Source organism: Mesorhizobium sp. WSM4313 (assembly GCF_002294725.1).
Taxonomy (GTDB): domain Bacteria; phylum Pseudomonadota; class Alphaproteobacteria; order Rhizobiales; family Rhizobiaceae; genus Mesorhizobium.
In genome coordinates this window covers 366,317-387,757 of sequence record NZ_NSFT01000002.1, presented here as the reverse complement: position 1 = coordinate 387,757, position 21,441 = coordinate 366,317, and the positions used below count along the sequence as shown (strand labels likewise).

At 63.7% G+C, this 21,441-nt stretch carries 19 protein-coding genes; 14 read left to right on the top strand and 5 right to left on the bottom strand.

The features are described 5' to 3' along the window. Positions 1 to 20 precede the first annotated feature (20 nt). From CK219_RS06520 to CK219_RS06480, 9 genes are all read left to right on the top strand, one after another. Positions 21 to 200, top strand: coding sequence for a Flp family type IVb pilin (locus CK219_RS06520; RefSeq protein WP_095765933.1), 180 nt, complete (start codon positions 21 to 23; stop codon positions 198 to 200). Between the two features lie 157 nt (positions 201 to 357). Continuing rightward, positions 358 to 876 carry a prepilin peptidase gene (locus tag CK219_RS06515; RefSeq protein ID WP_095765932.1) on the top strand — a complete coding sequence of 173 codons (519 nt, stop codon included), beginning with the start codon at positions 358 to 360 and terminating at the stop codon, positions 874 to 876. Positions 877 to 1,095: 219 nt separating this feature from the next. Further along, entirely contained in the window at positions 1,096 to 1,908 is an 813-nt protein-coding gene (cpaB, locus tag CK219_RS06510; protein ID WP_095765931.1) for a Flp pilus assembly protein CpaB, read from the top strand. Then, positions 1,905 to 3,440 carry a type II and III secretion system protein family protein gene (locus CK219_RS06505; RefSeq protein ID WP_095765930.1) on the top strand — a complete coding sequence of 512 codons (1,536 nt, stop codon included), beginning with the start codon at positions 1,905 to 1,907 and terminating at the stop codon, positions 3,438 to 3,440. Before cpaB ends, CK219_RS06505 begins: the two co-directional genes overlap by 4 nt. A 14-nt stretch (positions 3,441 to 3,454) precedes the next feature. Further along, entirely contained in the window at positions 3,455 to 4,186 is a 732-nt protein-coding gene (locus tag CK219_RS06500; protein WP_095765929.1) for a CpaD family pilus assembly protein, read from the top strand. A 39-nt stretch (positions 4,187 to 4,225) separates the two neighbouring features. Next, on the top strand, positions 4,226 to 5,515 hold the full coding sequence (locus CK219_RS06495; protein WP_095765928.1) for a CpaE family protein: 1,290 nt from the start codon (positions 4,226 to 4,228) through the stop codon (positions 5,513 to 5,515). Between the two features lie 30 nt (positions 5,516 to 5,545). Then, a complete protein-coding gene (locus CK219_RS06490) occupies positions 5,546 to 7,042 on the top strand; it encodes a CpaF family protein (protein ID WP_095765927.1) in 1,497 nt (498 codons plus the stop codon). Positions 7,043 to 7,197: 155 nt separating this feature from the next. Continuing rightward, positions 7,198 to 8,211: a type II secretion system F family protein gene (locus CK219_RS06485; protein WP_095765926.1), complete on the top strand. Its 1,014-nt coding sequence runs from the start codon at positions 7,198 to 7,200 to the stop codon at positions 8,209 to 8,211. Between the two features lie 13 nt (positions 8,212 to 8,224). Further along, the gene (locus tag CK219_RS06480; protein ID WP_095765925.1) at positions 8,225 to 9,241 is read left to right on the top strand and encodes a type II secretion system F family protein; all 1,017 of its coding nucleotides are present in this window, start codon (positions 8,225 to 8,227) and stop codon (positions 9,239 to 9,241) included. Between the two features lie 149 nt (positions 9,242 to 9,390). Here CK219_RS06480 and CK219_RS06475 read toward each other — a convergent pair whose 3' ends face one another. Further along, entirely contained in the window at positions 9,391 to 10,218 is an 828-nt protein-coding gene (locus CK219_RS06475) for a tetratricopeptide repeat protein (RefSeq protein WP_095765924.1), read from the bottom strand. Between the two features lie 125 nt (positions 10,219 to 10,343). On the opposite strand from CK219_RS06475, the gene CK219_RS06470 reads away from it, so the two are divergent. From CK219_RS06470 to pdeM, 5 genes are all read left to right on the top strand, one after another. Then, a complete protein-coding gene (locus tag CK219_RS06470; protein ID WP_095765923.1) occupies positions 10,344 to 11,708 on the top strand; it encodes a leucyl aminopeptidase family protein in 1,365 nt (454 codons plus the stop codon). 68 nt (positions 11,709 to 11,776) lie between these two features. Beyond that, entirely contained in the window at positions 11,777 to 12,127 is a 351-nt protein-coding gene (locus CK219_RS06465) for a MarR family winged helix-turn-helix transcriptional regulator (RefSeq protein WP_040985896.1), read from the top strand. Between the two features lie 37 nt (positions 12,128 to 12,164). Continuing rightward, positions 12,165 to 13,025, top strand: a complete 861-nt coding sequence (locus CK219_RS06460) for an NlpC/P60 family protein (protein WP_095765922.1) — start codon at positions 12,165 to 12,167, stop codon at positions 13,023 to 13,025. Positions 13,026 to 13,297: 272 nt separating this feature from the next. Further along, on the top strand, positions 13,298 to 15,829 hold the full coding sequence (locus CK219_RS06455) for a ligase-associated DNA damage response DEXH box helicase (RefSeq protein ID WP_095766192.1): 2,532 nt from the start codon (positions 13,298 to 13,300) through the stop codon (positions 15,827 to 15,829). 18 nt (positions 15,830 to 15,847) lie between these two features. Then, positions 15,848 to 16,564, top strand: a complete 717-nt coding sequence (pdeM, locus tag CK219_RS06450; protein ID WP_095765921.1) for a ligase-associated DNA damage response endonuclease PdeM — start codon at positions 15,848 to 15,850, stop codon at positions 16,562 to 16,564. 3 nt (positions 16,565 to 16,567) lie between these two features. Here pdeM and CK219_RS06445 read toward each other — a convergent pair whose 3' ends face one another. Genes CK219_RS06445 through CK219_RS31620 form a run of 4 tightly spaced genes read right to left on the bottom strand, consistent with a single transcriptional unit; the run spans position 16,568 to position 21,325 of the window. After that, positions 16,568 to 17,506 carry a DmsC/YnfH family molybdoenzyme membrane anchor subunit gene (locus CK219_RS06445; protein WP_095765920.1) on the bottom strand — a complete coding sequence of 313 codons (939 nt, stop codon included), beginning with the start codon at positions 17,504 to 17,506 and terminating at the stop codon, positions 16,568 to 16,570. Positions 17,507 to 17,508: 2 nt separating this feature from the next. Next, positions 17,509 to 18,243 carry a 4Fe-4S dicluster domain-containing protein gene (locus tag CK219_RS06440; RefSeq protein WP_095765919.1) on the bottom strand — a complete coding sequence of 245 codons (735 nt, stop codon included), beginning with the start codon at positions 18,241 to 18,243 and terminating at the stop codon, positions 17,509 to 17,511. Further along, positions 18,240 to 21,170, bottom strand: a complete 2,931-nt coding sequence (locus CK219_RS06435; RefSeq protein ID WP_095765918.1) for a molybdopterin oxidoreductase family protein — start codon at positions 21,168 to 21,170, stop codon at positions 18,240 to 18,242. Before CK219_RS06435 ends, CK219_RS06440 begins: the two co-directional genes overlap by 4 nt. Further along, the gene (locus CK219_RS31620; RefSeq protein ID WP_176476947.1) at positions 21,167 to 21,325 is read right to left on the bottom strand and encodes a hypothetical protein; all 159 of its coding nucleotides are present in this window, start codon (positions 21,323 to 21,325) and stop codon (positions 21,167 to 21,169) included. The genes CK219_RS06435 and CK219_RS31620 overlap by 4 nt, the downstream gene beginning before the upstream one ends. Positions 21,326 to 21,441 lie beyond the last annotated feature (116 nt).

Sequence of the window (21,441 nt, the reverse complement as noted above, 5' to 3'; positions counted from 1 at the left end):
CGTGGAGTAGGAGCTCTCGAATGTCTAATCTCATCGCACGTTTCGTGAAGGACGAATCCGGCGCGACCGCCATCGAATACGGTCTGATCGCCGCTCTCATCGCGCTTGCCATCATGGTTGGTGCTACCCAGCTCGGCGGCGCGCTGAACGCCAAGTTCGCCAACATCGCCGCCACCCTCAACGGCGCCACTGCTCCGTAATAAGGCTGCGTATCGCGCCTTTTCGACAGAAAGAAAAAGGGCCGCCGGCTGGCGGCCCTTTTTTATGCAGTCGGCCGATTTGATCGTCCGGCCTCATCGATCGTTAATCCAGCGCGCCTAGGATGACGCTGAAACATGCCACAGGCAGGCCGCATCCATGCTTGAAGCCGTGATCTTCGTCGTTTTTCCTTTCTGCATGCTGTTTGCTGCGATCTCGGACACGCTGTCGATGACGATCGCCAACCGCGTTCCCGTGCTGTTGGTGGCGACATTCGCGCTTGTTGCGCCGCTCGCCGGTATGGACTGGGCAACCTATGGCTGGCATTTCGCCGCCGGCGCCCTCGTGCTTGCCACGACCTTCGGCCTTTTTGCGCTCGGCGGCATGGGCGGCGGCGACGCCAAGCTTCTGGCCGCGACCGCTCTGTGGATGGGCCTCAACATCAACCTGGTCGGCTATCTGGTGACGTCGGCTTTCATCGGCGGCCTGCTTACCCTCGCAATCCTTGCCTACCGGAAATCGCCGCTCGTCACGTACACCGGCCACAGCCGATTTCTGCGCCATTTCGCGGACGAGAATGTTGGCATCCCATATGGCATCGCGCTTGGCGCCGGCGGACTGATCACTTTCCCGGATTCGCCGCTGATGGTCTGGGCGCTGGAGAGGCTCACAACATAGGCCCGGCGATCTCGATGTCGGCGATCCCAGGCCGCCTTTTATCAGATCGGAAGGCGGCCCCCGCCGCTTTTTTCTGTTAACGGCACACTGTTCAATCCAATTTGAGTAAACCTTAAATTAATCACGATCGTAAGCATTACATTAACCTTGTTTTGACGATTGCAGCTGCAAAGTCCGGCCTGGCGAGGTGGTTGCCATGAGGCGAAGGGTTTCGGACGAATGCCAGCATCCCGATTGATTATTCTGGGCGTGGCTGCGGTCGCGGCGGGTGGCGCGGGCTACGTGGCGAAGAACATGGTCGTAGCGCCGCCGCCTCAGGTCATTGTCGATGCGCCCAAGCAGCCGGCGATCGCATTGCAGGACGTGCTGGTGCTTTCCGGTGACGTGTCAATGGGCAGCCAGCTCGGCAACAACATCAGCTGGGAAGAATGGCCGGCCGATGGCGTCAACGCCAATTTCATCACGCGCGCCGCCGAGCCTGACGCGATCGAAAAGCTCAAGGGCTCGGTCGCCCGCGTAGCCATGTATACCGGCGAGCCGTTGCGGCGCTCCAAGCTGGTCGGCGAGGGGCAGAGCTTCATGTCGTCGATCCTGCCTTCCGGCATGCGCGCCGTCGCCACCGCGATATCGGCCGACACGTCCGCCGGCGGCTTCATCCTGCCCAACGACTTCGTCGACGTCATCATGACGCGCCGCGCCGACACCGGCAACGGCGGCAGCGGCTTCAACACCGAGACGATCCTCAAGAACATCCGCGTGCTGGCCATCGACCAGACCATCCAGGAAGACGAGGAAGGCAAGAAGACCAGGGTCGGCCAGACCGCGACGCTGGAGCTGACGCCGCAGCAGGCGGAAATCATCACAGTGGCGCAGCAGATGGCCGACCGCCTGACGCTGGCGCTGCGCCCGATCACCGACATCCATGAAAAGACGACGGACGAAGCCGACTATCTGGTCAACGGCAACGGCCGACGCGGAACCGTGCGGCTGATCAAGTCCGGCGAGGTTTCCGAGGTGGGAGCAAGGAAATGAGGCTGAACGGTAAACTGCTGCCCTTCCTGGCCGCCGCGGCGATCGCTTTTTTCGTGCTCGGCACCGGCGCCCCGGGGCTGGTCGAAGCCAAAGCCGCGGGAGCCGGCGTGTCGGCTTCCGTTGCCACGCAGCGCGTCAAGCTCGGCCTCAACAAATCCGTTGTCATCGACTTGCCGAGCGACGCCTATGATATCCTCGTCGCCAATCCGGCGGTTGCCGATGCCGTGACGCGCACCGCGCGGCGCATCTACCTGTTCGGCAAGACGGTCGGCGAGACCAACATCTTCGTCTTCGGCCCCAATGGCGAGCAGATCGTCAGCCTGGATCTGGCCGTCGAGCGCGACGTCGCAGGGCTGGAAGACTATCTCAAGCGCTTCATCCCGTCCTCGCAGATCAAGGTCGAGCTTCTCAATGACAACGTCGTCCTGACGGGCATGGTCGACACGCCGCTCGATTCCAAGCGTGCCGTCGACCTGGCCACCATCTTCGTGTCCGGCGGTGAAGCGACGACGGGCCAATATTCGCAGACCGCCGCCGGCGGCTCGGTCAATGGCGGCGTCGACATCAACAATCCCGACCAGGAGCGCCGGACCTCCAAGATCGTCAACCTCTTGCAGATCATCGGCGACGACCAGGTGACGCTCAAGGTGACCGTCGCCGAAGTCAGCCGCTCGGTGATGAAGCAGCTCGGCGTCAACATGTTTGGCAGCGGCGAGAGCAACGGCATCAGCTGGATGTCGACAGGCGACAACCCGATGGGGCTCGGCAAGCCCCTCAGCAATTCGGGATTTAACATCGGCTCGTCCTCGCTGCAGGCCTATGTCAACGCCATGGAACAGTCGGGGGTGATGAAGACGCTAGCCGAGCCGACTTTGACGGCAGTTTCAGGCGAGAAAGCCACGTTCAGGGTTGGCGGCGAGTATAATATTGTCTCCAGCCAGGCCATTACCGATCCTGACATCACCAAAGGCATTCCTGCGAAGCTGACGTACCAACTCGACAAGGTCGATTACGGCATCGGACTGGAATTTCAACCGGTCGTCCTGTCCGCCGGTCGCATCAGCCTGAAAGTCCGGACGGCGGTTTCCGAGCCGACGACAGAAGGCTCCGCCGCATTTTCGACCGGCTCAAAGAACGTTCCCGCCGCAAACATTCTCTCTATTCGCAAGCGTCTCGCCGACACCACCGTCGAGCTCCCTTCGGGCGGCTCGATGATGATCGCAGGCCTTGTCCGCGACGATGTTCGCCAGGCTATCAGCCAATTCCCTGGCTTGGGCAAGATCCCCGTCCTCGGCACGCTGTTCCGCAGCCGGGATTTTGTGCGCAACGAGAGCGAGCTCATCATCATCATCACGCCCTATCTGACGCGGCCGGTGGCGCGCAACGATCTCGCCAAGCCGGACGACAACTTCAACGCGGCAAGCGACGGCGCCGGCATGTTCCTCGGCCGCGTCAACCGCGTCTACGGCACCATGCAGACCGACAGGCCGGCCGGCCGCTACCACGGCGTCGTGGGCTTCATCTACAAATGAGTGGGAATGCGGATATGTCCAAGTCAGCATCGAAGGTCATGACGGTCCGGACAGCATCCGGTATCGCAAGGATCCGTCGGCAGGTGGTCCCGGCATTGGCGGTCATGCTTGCCGCGTCGCTCGCAGGTTGCGCCAATCGCGACAGCGTGACCGTCGGGTCGATCCCGGACGACTACCGCACGACCCATCCGATCGTCATTGCCGAGAAGAACCAGAAGATTGACCTGCCGGTCGGCGCCGGTGATCGCGGCATGACCGGTGCGCAGCGCGATACGCTGCTCGGTTTTCTCGACCGCTACGACAAGAGCGCCGCGCCGGCGCTGACGATCGCGATGCCGGCCGGGTCCGCCAATGAGCTTGCCGCCCGTGCCGCCGGTCGCGATTTTGCCAGGCTCGCCATGGCAGCAGGCGTCAAGCGCAACCGTATCGTCATGACATCCTATCAGTCGGCGGTGCCGGAGGCGTCAGCGCCGGTGCGCGTCGCCTTCGTCGCAGTGAGGGCCCAGACCGACAAATGCGGGCGTTGGCCCGAGGACATCCTGGAGACGTCGCAGAACAAGCACTACGCCGACTTCGGCTGCTCCTATCAGAACAACCTCGCGGCTCAAATCGCCAATCCCAACGATCTGATCGGGCCGCGCAAACAGTCCGACATCGACGCCGAAAATCGCGGCGCGGTGATCGACAGGTACCGCGAGAGGGGCATCTCGGACGAGTTCCTCGGCAATTCGGAAGTAACCTACTAAGCTGCGCCGGACGACGAAGAAAGCAGTCACGGAAAGAGCATGACGATGAGCAATCTTGCCTACGACACGCCCGCGGAAACCGGCGACCTTTCGCAGCAGGACATCGCCGCCATGCAGGCGCTGCGCCCCGTGCCGCGCATTTCGATCCAGGCCTTCTGCGAGACCGAGGGGGTCGCCAACCCCGTCGAGCGCGCCGGCGAGGATCGCCGGATGGCCAAGGCCCATCTCAAGGTTCATATGGGCGGCATCCCGACCGCGATCGAATTCTACCAGTCCGCGCCGACACCGAACCTGATCCTGCTGGAATCACGCAGCGAACCGCAGCAGCTGCTTGAACAGCTCGGCCACCTCTCGGAATATTGTGATCCGTCCTCCAAGGTCGTGGTTATCGGCCACTACAACGATGTCGGGCTCTACCGCGAGCTGATCCGTTCGGGCATTTCCGAATATGTCATCGCGCCGGTCTCGATGACAGACATCGTCAGTGTCGTGTCGTCGATCTTCGTCGATCCGGATTCGGAGCCGATCGGCCGCTCGATCGCGTTCATCGGCGCCAAGGGCGGCGTCGGCTCCTCGACCATCGCTCACAATGTCGCTTGGGCGATGTCTTCCCTGTTCAAGTCCGAGGTCGTCATCGCCGATCTCGATCTCGCCTTCGGCACCGCTAACATCAATTTCGATCAGGATCCGGCGCAAGGCATCGCCGAGGCGGTGTTTTCACCAGAGCGGGTCGACGAGGTCTATCTCGACCGTCTGCTTGCGCAATGCGCCGAGCATCTGTCGTTGCTCGCGGCTCCCTCCACGCTCGAGCGCGTCTACGATTTCGAGTCCGAGGCCTTCGCGCAGATCATAGAGACAGCGCAGCGCAGCGCGCCTCTGCTGGTCCTCGATGTCCCGCACGTCTGGAGCGGGTGGACCAAGAGCACGCTGATCAAGGCGGACGAGATCGTCATCACGGCCACGCCAGAGCTCGCAAATCTTCGCAACACTAAAAACATGGTGGACATGCTGAAGCGGCTGCGTCCGAACGATCCGCCGCCGAAGCTGATCATCAACCAGGCGGGCGTGCCGAAACGGCCCGAGATCGCGGCGTCCGATTTCGCCGAACCGCTCGGCATCACGCCGATGGCGGTGATCAACTTCGAACCGCTGCTGTTCGGCAATGCCGCCAACAACGGCCGCATGCTCTCCGAGATGGACGCCAAAAGCCCGGTCGTGACCACCATCAATGAAATAGCGCATGTGCTGACCGGACGCAGCGAAATCAAGACAAGGAAGAAAGCAGGCCTGGGCTCGATCCTCGGCAAGCTCTCGCGCAACAAGAAGTGACGCTGATTGAGCGGCATCGGGTAGTCGATCATGTTTGGTAAAAGAGGCAAAGACGACGGCAGCCGGGCAACGCCCGAATTCCGTCCGCCGGCATCCGCTCCCGCCGCCGCTCCAACCGGGACGATGACGGCCGAACGACCGGTCGCGCCGCCGTCCGCCACGCCGGCCACGCCGCCGGCGCGCCGGCCCGTCGAGGCGCCGCCTATGGCGCCGGAGCCGCCAAGAAGGGTCCAGCGCGAGCGCTCCGAGACCTATTACGACACCAAAAGCCAAGTGTTTTCGGCGCTCATCGACACGATCGACCTGTCGCAGCTCGCCAAGCTCGATCCCGAAAGCGCGCGCGAAGAAATCCGCGACATCGTAAACGACATCATCGCGATCAAGAACTTCGCGATGTCAATCTCCGAGCAGGAAGAACTGCTCGAGGACATCTGCAACGACGTTCTGGGCTATGGACCGCTGGAGCCGTTGCTTGCCCGCGACGACATAGCCGACATCATGGTCAACGGCTCCAAGAACGTCTACATCGAAGTCAATGGCAGGGTCGAACAGACCGGCGTGCGTTTCCGCGACAACCAGCAGCTGCTCAACATCTGCCAGCGCATCGTCAGCCAGGTCGGCCGCCGCGTCGACGAATCGAGCCCGATCTGCGACGCGCGCCTACCCGACGGCTCGCGCGTCAACGTCATCGCGCCGCCGCTGTCGATCGACGGCACCGCGCTCACCATCCGCAAGTTCAAGAAGGACAAGCTGACGCTGGACCAGCTGGTCAAGTTCGGCGCCATCTCGCCGCAAGGCGCGGAAATCCTCAAGATCATAGGCCGCGTCCGCTGCAACGTCGTCATCTCGGGCGGCACGGGCTCCGGCAAGACGACGCTGCTCAACTGTCTGACCAACTATATCGACCGCGAGGAGCGCGTCATCACCTGTGAGGATTCGGCGGAACTGCAGCTGCAGCAGCCGCATGTGGTCCGTCTCGAAACCCGGCCGCCCAATCTGGAGGGCGAGGGCGAGGTGACCATGCGCGACCTGGTCAAGAACTGCCTGCGTATGCGGCCGGAGCGGATCATCGTCGGCGAAGTGCGCGGACCGGAGGTGTTCGACCTGCTGCAGGCGATGAATACCGGTCACGACGGCTCGATGGGGACGATCCACTCGAACAGCCCGCGCGAATGCCTCAATCGTATCGAATCGATGATCGCCATGGGCGGCTATTCCCTGCCGCAGCGCACGGTGCGCGAGATCGTCGTCGGCTCGATCGACGTGATCATCCAGGCAGCTCGCCTGCGCGATGGCTCACGCCGCATCACCCACATCACCGAGGTGGTCGGCATGGAAGGCGACGTCATCATCACCCAGGATCTTGTGCTCTACAACATCAAGGGTGAAGACGCCGGCGGCCGGCTGGTCGGCGAGCATGTATCGACAGGCATCGGCCGTCCGCATTTCTGGGACCGCGCCCGCTACTATGGCGAGGAGCAGCGCCTTGCCAATGCGCTCGAGGCGATGGAGAAACGCGCTGACTGATGCATCTGGAGGTTGGAAGCAATTCCAGGAAAGGCGTGATGCGGTCGGGTTCGGTGACTTCGCCGTAACTTTCCGTCCGCAATTGCGTCAAGGCAAAGAGACAGGACGGTTCGCCGTTTCCTTGGAACGGCGAAATGCCCTAGGGACCCCGGTCGATGTTCGGAATTGACACCACCGTACTGGCTTTCATCGTGCTTGCCGGCTTCAGCGCCGGCGCGGTGGCCTATGCTTTCCTGTTCACGCGCATCGACAACGAGAAGCAGGCCGGCAAGCGGCTTCAGACCATCAAGACAGCCGAGACGGACCGGTCGGTGGTGAAAGCGACGCGCGACCGCGCCGCGGAGGCGGTCAAGCGGCGAAAAAACGTTCAGGACACGCTGAAGCAGCTCGACGAGAAGCAGAAGGCCAATGATCGCAACGTCAAGAAACCGCCGCTGAAGGTTCAGATCCGCCAGGCCGGCATGCAGGTTCCGATCGAGCGTTTCTATATCTATTCCGCTGTCTGCGGGATCATCCTGACGGCCGTTCTCTTTTTCCTCGGCGCGCCTCTATGGGCGCTGCCCGGTGCCCTGCTGGTGGGCGGCCTCGGCCTGCCGCGCTGGTTCGTGTCGTTTCGCCGCACACGTCGCACCAAGGCCTTCCTGGAAGAATTTCCGAACGCGCTCGACATCATCGTGCGCGCGGTCAAGTCCGGCCTGCCGCTCAACGATGCGATCCGCCTGATCGCCAACGAATCGCCCGAACCGGTCCGGTCCGAGTTCCGCCGCATCGTCGATTCCCAGCAGATGGGCATGTCGGTGCCCGACGCCGCCATGCGCATGCCCGAGACGATGCCGTGCAGCGAAGCCGGCTTCTTCGGCATCGTCATCCAGATTCAGTCGCAGGCCGGCGGCAACCTGTCCGAGGCGCTGGGCAACCTTTCGCGCGTCCTGCGCGACCGCAAGAAGATGAAGGCCAAGGTCCAGGCGCTGTCGATGGAAGCCAAGGCATCGGCCGTCATCATCGGCGCCTTGCCCTTCGTCGTCGCCTTCCTCGTCTATCTGTCGAGCCCGAACTACATCATGCCGCTGTTCACCACCAACGTCGGCAACCTGATCCTCGGCTGCTCGGGTGTGTGGATGTCGATCGGCATCCTGGTGATGCGCAAGATGATGAACTTCGAAGTGTAGGGGTGCGGATCCGGTGACAGAGCAGGTCGTCAAAACACTCACCGACCCTTCTTTCCTGATCGCGATGCTGGTCGGCATCGCCGTGTTCGCGACCATCTTCACGCTCATGCCGGCGTTCGGCGGCACGTCGCTCAAGTCGCGCATGAAAAGCGTGGCGCTCGAACGCGACAAAATGCGCGCCGAGCAGCGTGCGCGGCTGGCCAACGAGGCCGACCGCCGCCGCAAGGGCCTGCGGGAGGAACAGTCCATCGGCATGCGCAACATCGTCGACCGCCTGGATCTCAGGCGCGCGCTTGCCGACGAAAGCACGATCCAGAAGCTCAAGGTCGCGGGCTTCCGCGGCCAGAACCCGCTGACGCGCTTCCTCTTTTTCCGCCTGGTCCTGCCATTCGTCGGTTTTGCCTTGGCGGCCATCTATCTGTTCTTGCTCGGCGGCCTGCCGCAGCAGCCGGCCTTCATCAAGCTGTTCGTCTGTGTCGTTGTCGCCTATGGCGGCTTCTACGCGCCGATCCTCTATGTCAACAACCGCGCGACCAAGCGCAAGCAGTCGATCCAGCTGGCGTGGCCGGACGCGCTCGACCTGATGCTGATCTGCGTGGAATCCGGCATGTCGGTGGAAGCGGCCCTGCGCAGGGTTGCCGACGAGATCGGCACGCAGTCGGTGGCGCTTGCCGAGGAATTCGTGCTCACCAATGCGGAGCTGTCCTATCTGCAGGACCGCAAGAACGCCTATGAAAACCTGGCAAGCCGCACCGGCCTGGAATCGGTGAAGTCGGTGTCCCAGGCCCTGGTCCAGGCCGAACGCTACGGCACGCCGGTGGCACACGCGCTACGTGTGCTCGCCTCGGAAAGCCGCGACATGCGCATGAACGCCGCCGAGAAGAAGGCCGCGGCACTTCCGCCGAAGCTTACCGTGCCGATGATCCTGTTCTTCCTGCCGGTTCTGTTCGCCATCATTCTGGGACCGGCCGGCATCCAGGTCAGCCAGCGCGGCATCTTCGGCGACCAGCACAGCTCCTCGAGCCAGTAAAGCAATTCCAGGAAAGTGTTGAGCGGTTTTCCGTCCGGATTGCGTAAAAACAAAGAGATAGGGCCGTTCGCTTCAAATCAAAAAGCCGCGCGGGATCCGCGCGGCTTTTTTGATTTCAACGGTAGTCGATTTGGCAATGCCGTCCGCGGTCAGTTCGTGGCGACCTTCGCCTTGTTCTTGTCCTGATCCTTCAATTGGCTCCAGGCGTTCTGCTGGGCAAGCATCTGGCGCAGGTAGGCGACGTTGGCCTGCGCCTGTTCGGGCGACAGTTCCTGCGAGGCGATCTTTTCGGCTTCGTCGAAGCGGCCCTGCAGGCCGACGACCAGCGCGAGGTTCTGCCGCACCCTGCTGTCGGCGCCGGGCTGCTGCGCGGCCGAGCGCATATAGGTTTCTGCCGTGCGCAGGTCGCCTTCGAGCACATAGGACATGCCGAGATTGGACAGCACCGAAGGCTCGTTCGGCTTCAGTTCCAGCGCCTTACGATAGTCTTGCCGCGCTTCGTCTTTCTGTCCCATCTGGTCGAGAATGGCGGCTTCCGCCGACACCAGCTTCCAGTCCGGATATTCGGGCGTCTGCGCGCGCCGCACGGCATCGAGGGCCGGTTCGAACTGGCCGTTGGCGGCGAGCGCCTTGCCATAGGCCGCAAGCACCTCGCGATCCTTGGGATAGGCGATGGCCAGCTTGCGCATTACCGCCAGAGACTGGTCGGCATCGCCGTCCATCTGCAGCGCCGCCGCGAAGTTCATCGCGATGCGCTTGTCGCCCGGATTGCGGGCATAGGACTGGCCGAGCCTGGACGTGGCGGTACGCAATTCGCCGGACGACATCGTTTCCAGCGGCCTGCTGTCGGAGCGGGAGATGGAGCCCGTGGTGAACTTGCTGGTGCTGCCGCAACCCGCCACGCTGGCCGCCAGCGCCGCTATGAAAGCCGTGGTGATCAGACGCTTGGCTGTAAGGTTCAACGCTTCGGTCGGCATCGGCGCCCGGTCTCCATTCCTGTGCGGCCATTGGCTGGCCGTCTTCCCTCCGGCAGAAATATTCTGTTAACCCTAACGGACCGTTAAGAAGCGCCGACTCGAACTGTTCGGCCGGAGATCATCGCATGCCTGTCGAACTCGTTGAGCAGAAGCCGGAAGTCGCCTTGCCTGTCTATCTGGTGGCGAAGGACGCCCTTGAAGCCGCGGCACTGCCGCCCTCCGCCATCGCCTGGGCAAGGGCCAACGGTTTTTCTGGCGAAGCAGGGCGCACGCTGGTCTTGCCGGGCGAGGGTGGCGGCCTTGCCGGCGCGTTGTTCGGCACAGGCGATGGCGAGAGCGTTCTTGCCCTCGGCGCGCTCGCAAGGGCGTTGCCGGAGGGCGACTGGCATTTCGCGTCGCGCCCGGCGCAACCCGATCTCGCGGCGCTCGCGCTTGTCCTCGGCGGCTATGTCTTTACTCGCTACGGCAAGAAGCCCGGCAAGGCTGTGCGCTTCGCGCTTCCGGAGGGCGCCGACGCGGCGCATGTCCGCCGCATCGCCGACAGCGTGTTCCTGACACGCGACCTCGTCAACACGCCGACCAGCGACCTCGGTCCGGTCGAACTGGAAGAAGCCGCCCGAAAACTGGCGGCCGCCCACGGCGCCGATATCTCGGTGATCCATGGCGACGATCTCCTGATGCGGAATTTCCCGATGATCCACGCCGTGGGTCGGGCCTCCACCGGCGCGCCGCGGCTGATCGACCTGAGCTGGGGATGTGCCGACGCGCCTAAGGTGACGCTGGTCGGCAAGGGCGTCTGCTTCGACACCGGCGGCCTCGACATCAAGCCGTCGTCGGGCATGCTTTTGATGAAGAAGGATATGGGCGGCGCCGCCAACGTGCTGGGTCTCGCCGCCATGATCATGGCGGCGAGACTGAATGTCCGGCTGCGCGTGCTGATCCCCGCCGTCGAGAATTCGATCGCCGGCAATGCCTTCCGGCCCGGCGACGTGCTCAGGAGCCGCAAGGGCATCACGGTCGAGATCGGCAACACGGACGCCGAAGGCAGGCTGATCCTGGCCGACGCGCTGGCGCTGGCCGACGAGGAGCAGCCCGCTTTGCTGGTCGACATGGCGACACTGACCGGAGCCGCCCGCGTCGCGCTGGGGCCCGATCTGCCGCCTTTCTACACCAACGACGAGACGCTTGCCTCCGACCTGGCCGCGGCGTCGGTCGCGGTCGAGGATCCACTGTGGCGCATGCCTTTGTGGCGCCCCTATGATGCAAAGCTTTCCTCGAAGATCGCTGACATCAACAATGTGACGACGGATGGCTTTGCCGGATCGATCACCGCCGCGCTTTTCCTCAAGCGCTTTGTCGAGAAGACCGACAGCTGGGCGCATTTCGACATCTTCGCCTGGAACCCGGCCGACCGACCCTACGGCCTGACCGGCGGCGAAGCGCAAGGCATTCGCGCGCTGGAGCGGATAATTACGCAGCGATTTGCCTAGGCCGGAAGACCAAGGTGGCAGATCGTCACTGAAACGGAACCGAAACAATTTGCCGGCATGCTTGGGCGATGTCGATCTCGATGCGCCCGAGCCAGGCCTTGCGACTGTGGCAGCAGGTGATGCTGGCCCAGGTGCGCGACGGCGAGCCCGATCTCACCATGCGCCAGACGGCTATCCTGTTCACCATCTATCTCGATCCGCCGCCCCATACGGTGCGCGGGCTGGCCGCCAAGCTCAACGTCACCAAGCCGGTCATCACCCGGGCGCTGGACACGATGGGCGCGCTGAAGCTGGTCTCGCGCCACCGCGACGAGCTCGACAAGCGCAACGTGCTGATCCGGCGCACAGTGGAAGGCGCGCTCTTTGTCGAGCGCTTCGGCGATGGTATCGTCGCCAGGGCGCACGAGCTGCCCATCTGACCTCATTGCCCCTATCTGATATGACTGGATTATCGATTTGACCGCCAGGGATGCCCGCCTTCATGCCTTCCGCTCCGACCTTGCCGATGCGAGGCTGAAGGGCGAGGTCGCTGCCGACCGCTTCGTCACCGGCCGCCCGGCGCGGATCACGGCGTCGGTCGCCGATCTGCGCAAGGCGCCGCGCCCCGACGCGGGCGTCAACACGCAGGCGCTGTTCGGCGACGACGTGCTCGTTTTCGAGGACGCGGAAGGCTGGGCCTGGGTGCAGGCCGAGCGCGACGGTTATGTCGGCTATGTGGCCGACAATCTGATTGGGGCACGCGAACAAGCGCCCACGCATGTCGTCTCCGTGCCGCGCACCTTCCTCTATCCGGGTCCCGATTTGCGTTTCCCGATCAGCGGGCAGCTGTCGATGGGGTCGACCGTGACGGTGACCGGCTCGGCCGAAACGCGCGGCACGCATTATGCGCTGCTGCCCTCCGGCCAGGCGATCGTCGCCCGCCATCTGCGGCCGATCGCCGAGCTGGCCGAGGATTACGTCACGGTCGCCGAAAGCTTCCTCGGCACGCCTTATCTCTGGGGTGGTGCCTCCGGCTTCGGCATCGACTGTTCCGGCCTCGTGCAGTTGGCGATGCGCATGACGGGCAAGGATGTCCTGCGCGACTCCGATATGCAGGCGGCGTCGATCGGCACGCCGTTTGAGCCGGGTCCGGACTATTCAGGTCTCCTGCGCGGCGATCTCGTCTTCTGGAAAGGCCATGTCGCGATCATGACCGACGAAAGAGACATGATCCACGCCAACGGCCACACCATGCTCGTCTCGCGTGAGGGCCTTAAAGAGGCTGTCGACCGCATCGGCTATCTTTATGGCGGTCCGACTGGGTTTCGGAGGCCGTAGCGCCAGCCTCCCCTTCTCCCCTTGTGGGAGAAGGTGGATCGGCGCGCAGCGCGGAGACGGATGAGGGGTGCTGGACGGATCGCTACGTTGAAGAGCTAAGCGTCTTTAGCACCTTTATCTAGTCAGGTCTCGTTTCTTCCAGCACCCCTCATCCGTCTTGCCGCTACGCGGCAATCCACCTTCCCCCACAAGGGGGGAAGGAAGAATCGCGCTGATCCCCTTTTGTTCCGATTTTCCTTGGCGATTTCGTGCTGCCGCGCTACCTCTTGCGCGTGACCGAGCAGCCGCGCCTTGCCGAGCAGAATGCCGCCGTCCTGCTGCCTGAGCCATTCGTCAAATGGTTCGGCGAAAAGGGCTGGTCGCCGCGCGTCCATCAGCTCGAGCTGTTGGCGAAGGCTCAAAGCGGCCAGTCGGTGCTGCTGATCGCGCCGACCGGCGCCGGCAAGACGCTGGCCGGCTTCCTGCCGTCGCTGACCGAGCTGGCCAGCCGTCCCAAGCGAAAGCCGGGCGAAGCCCGCCGCGGCATCCACACACTCTACATTTCGCCGCTGAAAGCGCTGGCCGTCGACATCGAGCGCAATCTCGGCAAGCCGGTCGAGGAGATCGGCCTGCCTGTCACCATCGAGACGCGCACCGGCGACACGCCTTCGCATAAGCGCCAGCGGCAGAAACTGGCGCCGCCCGACATATTGCTCACCACGCCCGAGCAACTCGCCTTGCTGATCGCTTCAAACGACGCAAAGCGCTTCTTCGAGGACCTGCGCTATGTCGTGCTCGACGAATTGCATTCGCTTGTCACCTCGAAGCGCGGGCATCTGCTGGCGCTTGGCCTTGCACGATTGCGCGCTTTTGTGCCCGGGTTGCAGACCATAGGCCTGTCGGCGACCGTGGCCGAGCCGGACGAGTTGCGTCGCTGGCTGGTAAGCCAGGCTTCTCCAGGCGCCATGTCCGAGCTCATCGTCGTGACCGGCGGCGCGAAGCCCGAGATATCGATCCTCGACTCGGAAGAGCGGGTGCCCTGGGCCGGTCACTCCGCCCGCTACGCCACGCCTGAGATCTACCGCGAGATCAAGCGGCACAAGACCACGCTGCTGTTCGTCAACACGCGCAGCCAGGCCGAGCTGCTGTTCCAGGAGCTATGGCGCGTCAATGAAGACACGCTGCCGATCGCGCTTCATCACGGATCGCTGGATGTCGCCCAGCGCCGCCGCGTCGAGAAGGCCATGGGCGAAAACGCTTTGCGCGCCATCGTCGCTACCTCGACGCTGGACCTCGGCATCGACTGGGGCGACGTGGATCTGGTCGTGCATGTCGGTGCGCCGAAAGGCGCCAGCCGGCTCGCGCAGCGCATCGGCCGCGCCAACCACCGCATGGACGAGCCGTCGAAAGCGATCCTGATTCCCGCGAACCGTTTCGAGGTGCTGGAATGCCGGGCGGCGCTGGATGCCAATTATCTCGGCGCCCAGGACACGCCGCCGCTGGTCAATGGCGGGCTCGACGTGCTGGCCCAGCATGTGCTGGGCTGCGCCTGCGGCGCGCCGTTCCATGCCGATGTGCTCTTCGAGGAGATACGGACGGCCGCGCCTTACGTCAGCCTTGACAGGCTGACATTCGATCGGGTCATCGACTTCGTCGCCACCGGCGGCTACGCGCTCAGAAATTACGAGCGCTATGCCCGCATCCGTCAGACCAAGGAAGGTCTGTGGCGGGTTTCAAATCCGGCTGTCGCCCAGCAATACAGGCTCAATGTCGGCACCATCATCGAAGTGCCGGCGCTCAACGTTCGCTACGTCCAGGCCGGCAGCAGAGGGGCGGCCTCGCGCGGCGGCAGGGTGCTGGGAAAGATCGAGGAAGCGTTTCTGGAGACTTTGACCCACGGCGATACCTTCATGTTCGGTGGCAAGATCCTGCGCTTCGAAGGCATTCGCGAGAACGAGTGCTTCGTCTCGAACGCACCGGGCAGCGATGCAAAGGTGCCCTATTATGGCGGCGGCAAATTCCCGCTTTCGACCTATCTCGCCGAGCAGGTGCGGGCCATGCTCGATGACCCGCAACGCTGGAAGAAACTGCCTGAGCAGGTCGCTGACTGGTTAAGATTTCAGGCGGACAAGTCCGTTTTGCCGAAACGCGATGATCTGCTGATCGAGACTTTTCCACGCGGCAACCGCTACTACCTCGTAGCATATCCGTTTGAGGGCAGGCTTGCGCATCAGACACTCGGCATGCTGCTCACCCGCCGGCTGGATCGGGCGGGAGCCAAGCCTGTCGGCTTCGTCGCCACCGATTATGCGCTGGCCATCTGGTCGCTGGCCGACATGGGCTGGATGTTCAAGAACAGAAAACCGTCGCTGGCCACGCTGTTCGATCAGGACATGCTTGGGGATGATCTCGAAGCCTGGTTCGCCGACAGCTGGCTGCTGAAGCGCACCTTCCGCAACTGCGCGCTGATTTCCGGACTGATCGAAAAGCGCCACCCCGGCAAGGAAAAAAGCGGCCGCCAGGTGACCGTTTCGACCGACCTCATCTATGACGTGTTGCGCAGCCATGAACCCGACCATATTCTGCTGCAGGCCACCCGTACGGATGCCGCGACCGGGTTGCTCGATGTCAGCAGACTTGCCGAGATGCTCTCGCGCATCCGCGGTCGAATCATGCATAAGAATCTCGAGCAGATATCGCCGTTGGCCGTGCCGATCATGCTCGAGATCGGCAAGATGCCGGTGAATGGCGAGGCGGATGAAACGCTGCTGATGGATGCCGCCACCCTCGTCGAAGAGGCCATGGGGCCCGAAATGATGGATTGAAAGAAGGCCTAGGAGGGAATGAATTTTTCGCTGTCGCGCGCAACGCTGATCGCCGAGGCCGACCCTGTCGGCATCGCCGGCGAGCGCGCGGTCTGCGACCGGCGCGGCGTGCTCTATTTCCCCGATCTGCGGCTGCTCGCGGTGTCGGACCTGCATCTCGAAAAAGGTTCGTCCTTCGCCAGGCGCGGCGCGCTGATCCCGCCCTATGACACAGGCGCGACCTTGCTGCGGCTTCAGGCGGTGATCGCCGATTACCAGCCGCGCATCGTCGTCAGCCTGGGTGATTCCTTCCACGACGGCGGCGGTGCCGAGCGCATGCATCTGAGCTTCAGGGAACGGCTGGAGGCGATGATGGCCGGCCGCGACTGGTTCTGGGTCGCCGGCAACCACGACCCGGATGCGCCAGCCGACCTGCCGGGCGAGACCGTGCGGGAACTCGCCATCGGTTCGCTGCTCTTCCGCCACGAGCCGTCGAAAGTCCGCGTGGAGGGCGAGATATCGGGCCATCTCCATCCGTGCGCGCGCATCGTCCAGCGCGGGCGCTCGGTCAGGCGGCGCTGTTTTGCCGGCGACGGCGGCCGCATGATCATGCCGGCCTTCGGCGCCTATACCGGCTCGCTCAACGTGCTCGACCGCGCCTATGCCGGCCTGTTCCGGCTGGAGACGCTAATGGCCTATATGCTGGGCGCCGAACGCATTTTTGCTATCTCCGGCTCGATGCTCAGGCCGGGCTGAAGCTTACTCCCTGCCGTAATAAAGGATGACTGTATGCTTCGCCTCGGCGAAGAACAGCCAGCGCTCGACCAGCATGCCGGCGAACTGCGCGCCGGCTGCAAGCATGGATGCGATCGCGCCCAAGGGCCATGGCACGAAGTATACGATCGCCAGCAGGGCTACCGGCGTTGCAAAGGCCAGCGCCTGCGTGATCAGCCGCAACTTGGCGCTATGCTTGCGCGCGATGCGGAATCCCATTTCCTTCAGCAGATAGTTCTCTTCCGTGTGCGGCCACTCGATGGAACGCACCGTGCCGCCGGCAAGGCCGGTCGCTGTGTTGGCGGTGGTCGGGATTTCCAGCCGGTCATTGTAGCGCCAGGTCGCAAGCTTCCAGCCCCAGCCGGCGAGCGTGGCAAGCAGAGCCCAGATCGGCATCGCCGTTGAACCCAGCTTGAACCCCTGGAGCAAGGCGTTGGCGAGAACGCTACCGGTCATCGCCGCGAAGATGAGATAGGCCGGCAAAGTATAGCGGCTGTGCCACTGCGCGATCGGCTTCAACGAAGCATAGATCATACCGGTCGTGCAGATTGTCATGACCGCACCTGCCGCCGCCAGCAGGCCGGCGATCGCTACCCAGCCGCCGCTCCTGCCGAGCAACACCCAGCCGATGCCGAACAGGCCGGCCGGAATGAAGGTGGCGACCGAGGCCACGCCTTCGCGCGACAGCCACGAACTGCGCCATTGCGAGAAAGCGCGCCAGGCTCGCTCAGGGCGGCCAAGATGGCCGGTCGAGGACAACAGGCCGGCCGCGATCAGGCCGAGCGCCAGCCCCATCCCGACAAGGCCAAACCAGAAATCGGCCGGGATCACGCCAGATCCGCCAAGCAGGCCGAGCAGCGCGAGCAGGCCGTAGCCTGCCCCGGTGGCGGTGGTGAAGAAGACGACCGAGAAGGCGGGATGCATGGCTAGTTCGAAAGCATGCGGTCGATCCAGCCGAGGAACCCGCCCTCGGCCTTGATCGGCTCCAGCGCCGCCGCGTCGACCTTCGCAGCGCGTTCGCTACGGGCGCGCGGCGGCAGATACCGGTTGGTCGGCTTGTAGCCGAGCTCCGGCATCAGCGCGACGCCGCCACGCTCCTCGACAAGCTGCGAAATCGCCGAGGCCGGATCGCCGAGATCGCCGAAATGCCGGGCGCTGGTCGGGCAGGCGGCGACGCAGGCCGGCACCCGGTCCTCCTCAGCCAGATTGTCGTTGTAGATCCGGTCGACGCAGAGCGTGCATTTCTTCATCACGCCGACATCGGTGTCGAATTCACGCGCGCCGTAAGGACAGGCCCAACTGCACAATTTGCAGCCGATGCACTTGTCCTCGTCGACCAGCACGATGCCGTCCGAGGCACGCTTGTAGGAGGCGCCGGTCGGGCAGACGGTGACGCAGGCCGGCTGCTCGCAATGCAGGCAGGAGCGCGGGAAGTTCACCGTGCGGTCGCCCTGTTCGGTCGTGTGCTCGTAACTATGCACCCGGTTGAACCAGACGCCGTCGACATGCCCGCCATAGGGATCGATGTCCGTCAGCGGCGCCATGTGGCCGCCAGTGTTCCACTCCTTGCAGGCGGTGACGCAGGCCTGGCAGCCGACGCAGGTGTCGAGGTCGATGACGAGGCCGAGTTTTTTCTCGGTTCGAGCGGGAAGACAGGTCATTCGGCGGCTTCCCTCTTCATGCGGAATTCCGTGCCGAAGCGAAGCACGCCAGGCGATGGCTCGAAATGCGGTGGCTGTGCAAAACGCTCGAAATGCGGCTCGGTGAAGCCGGCTTCCTCCGCCGCGCATTTGACGATCCGCACGCGCACGTCAAACCACGCGGCCTGTCCGGTGACCGGATCGGAATTCGAATAGCGCTTGCCGTTGGCATCGGCCGCCGTCTGGTCGCCGATGATATGGTTGAGCAGGAAACCGCGATTGCTCTCCGCCGCATCGTCCTTCAGGCCCCAGCTGCCGCGCCGCTTGCCGATCGCGTTCCAGGTCCACACCGTGTCCGGGTTCACGCCGTCGATCAGCTTAATCTGGCCTTTCACCCTTCCGTTGACGCTTTCGATCCACACCCAGTCGTCGTCGGAAAGGCCAAGCTCGGTGGCGGTCTGCCTATGCACGAACAGCCGGTTTTGGCTGGTGATCTGCCGCAGCCACGCATTCTGCGATCCCCAGGAATGGTACATGTGCATCGGCCGCTGCGTCAGCGCATGCAGCGGATATTTTTGCAGGTCGATGGTGCTGTCCTCGAAGGGCGCGTACCAGAAGGGCAGCGGGTCCATATAGGCCTCGATGCGGCCGCGCTCGGCGTCCGGCGGCTGCACCTCGCCATGGCCGCGCCCGGCAAGCCTGAACCGCTGCATCGGCTCCGAGTAGAGCTGGAAGACGATAGGCTCGGCCTTGGAAATGAAACCCATCTCTACGGCGAAGTCGAGATAGGCACGGTTGCCCATCTTGTAATAGCGCTGCTCGTCGGAAAAATCGTGGTGCCAGAAGCCGCCATTGTCGATGTAGCGCTGCAGCTGGTTGGGGTTGACGTCGCCCCTGCCGATCGAGCCGCCATTCTCGCCGCGCCAGCCGGCTAAAGGGCCGATGCCGGGCGTGCGCTCGTGGTTGACGATGTAGTCGGCATAGTCGCGGTATTTGGCTGAGCCGTCCTCGTCGACAAAGCCCGGCAGACTAAGCCGCGCGCCGAGCTCGATCAGCACCGACTGGAACGGCCGCACGTCGCGGTCCGGTTGCACCACGGGATGGCGGATGGCGTCGCCCGGACCGTCGGCATGGCTGATCGGCCGGTCGAGCAGGCTGATGCAGTCGTGCCGCTCGAGATAGGTGGTGTCGGGCAGCACCAGGTCGGCGAAAGCCACCGTTTCGGAATAATAGGCGTCGGAATAGATGATGAAGGGGATCTTGTAGGCGCCCGCCTCGTCCTTGTCGGTCAGCATACGAACGGTCTCGACCGTATTCATCGACGAGTTCCACGCCATGTTCGACATGTACATCATCAGTGTGTCGATCGGATAAGGATCGCCGGCCCAGGCATTGCGGATGACCGAGTGCATCAGCCCGTGCGCGGCCAGGGGTGCTTCCCAGGAATAGGCCTTGTCTATGCGGGTGGGCCGGCCGGCCTCGTCGACGAGAAGATCGTCCGGGCCGCAGACGAAGCCGAGCGGCATGCCGTCCAGCGGCGTCATCGGCCGAACGTTTTTTCCGCATGGCTTCGGCTCCGGCGGCGCCGGGCGCGGGTAGGGCGGCTTGAAGCGGAAACCGCCTGGAACATCGACGGTGCCCAGCAGAACCTGCAGCAGATGGATGGCGCGGCAGGTGTGAAAGCCGTTGGAATGGGCCGAGATGCCGCGCATGGCATGCATCGAGACGGGTCGTCCCTTGATCGTCTCGTGTCGCCGGCCGGCCCAATCGGTCCAGGCGATCGGCAGCTCGATCGGCTGCTCGAAGGCGACATGCGCCAGCTCCGCCGCGATCCGCCGGATCGTGTCGGCGGTGACGCCGCAGCGCGCCGCCACGGCGTCCGGCGAATAGGTCTCGTCGAGATAGCGTTCGGCGATGAGCTGGAAGACAGGCACGCAACGCCGCCCGCCTGCCTCATAGCTGCCGGTCAGCGCCGGCTTGGCTTCGGGGTCGGCCGCATTGACCGGGCGCTTCGCCACTCTGTCCCAAGCCAGCGGATTGCCGTCGCCGTCTCGCACGAACAGGCCCTCGTCGGCGGTCCCCGGTTCCTGCACGACCAGCACGGGCGCGTTGGTGTAGCGCAGCAGATAGTCGAGATCGACGCGTCCGGCCTTGAGCAGTTCGTGGACGAGCGCCAGCACGAACAGGCCGTCGGTGCCGGGGCGAATGCCGATCCAGTCGTCGGCGATGGCATTGTAGCCGGTGCGGCAGGGATTGATCGAAACCACCTTGGCCCCGCGTGCCTTGAGCTTGCCTAGGCCGATCTTGATCGGGTTGGAATCGTGGTCTTCGGCGACGCCGAACAGCATGAAGTATCTGGTGTTGTCCCAGTCGGGCTCGCCGAATTCCCAGAACGAGCCGCCGATCGTATAGAGGCCGCCGGCCGCCATGTTGACCGAACAGAAGCCGCCATGGGCGGCGAAGTTGGGTGTGCCGAATTTTGACGCCCACCAGCCGGTCAGCGATTGCGACTGGTCGCGCCCGGTGAAGAAGGCAAGCTTCCTCGGGTCGGTGCGCCGGATCGCCGACAGCCTCTCGGTGGCGATGGTCAGCGCTTCCTCCCACTCGATCTCGCGGAATTCGCCGGAGCCGCGCGGACCTGTGCGCAGCAACGGCTTCTTCAGCCGCGCCGGGCTGTAATGCTGCATGATGCCGGCGCTGCCCTTGCCGCAGATCACGCCGCGGTTCACCGGATGGTCCTTGTTGCCGTTGATGTAGCGCACCTTGCCGTCCTTGATGTGGACGTCGATGCCGCAGCGGCAGGCGCACATGTAGCAGGTGGTCTTGGCGATGCGGTCGGAGATTTCGGGCGAGGTCTCGACGCCATCGCCCTCGTTTGGTGCTCGGCTGTCCGCCAGCGGCCGCTGCGAGGGTGCGGAATTGGCGCCGCGCGGCGCGCCGGGGTTCATGATCCGCGAACGCTCTTGCCGGTCGCCATCTTGGCCTTCGTCTTGGGACCCGGGCCGCGCATATAGTGGAGCTCGGGATGATAGCGCTCGCCGGCGAGCTGCCGCTTCAGCCGGCGGCTCCAATGCGCGAATAGGGATTTGAAGCGCCCTGCCATTTCCCGCTCTTGGCCTCTGACGACCAGTTTTTTCCAATTTCCTGCAAAAACTTAGAACAAAGCTATTGATGCGTCTAACAAGCAGCTCTTGTAATTCCGATCGATTTTGCTTCTTA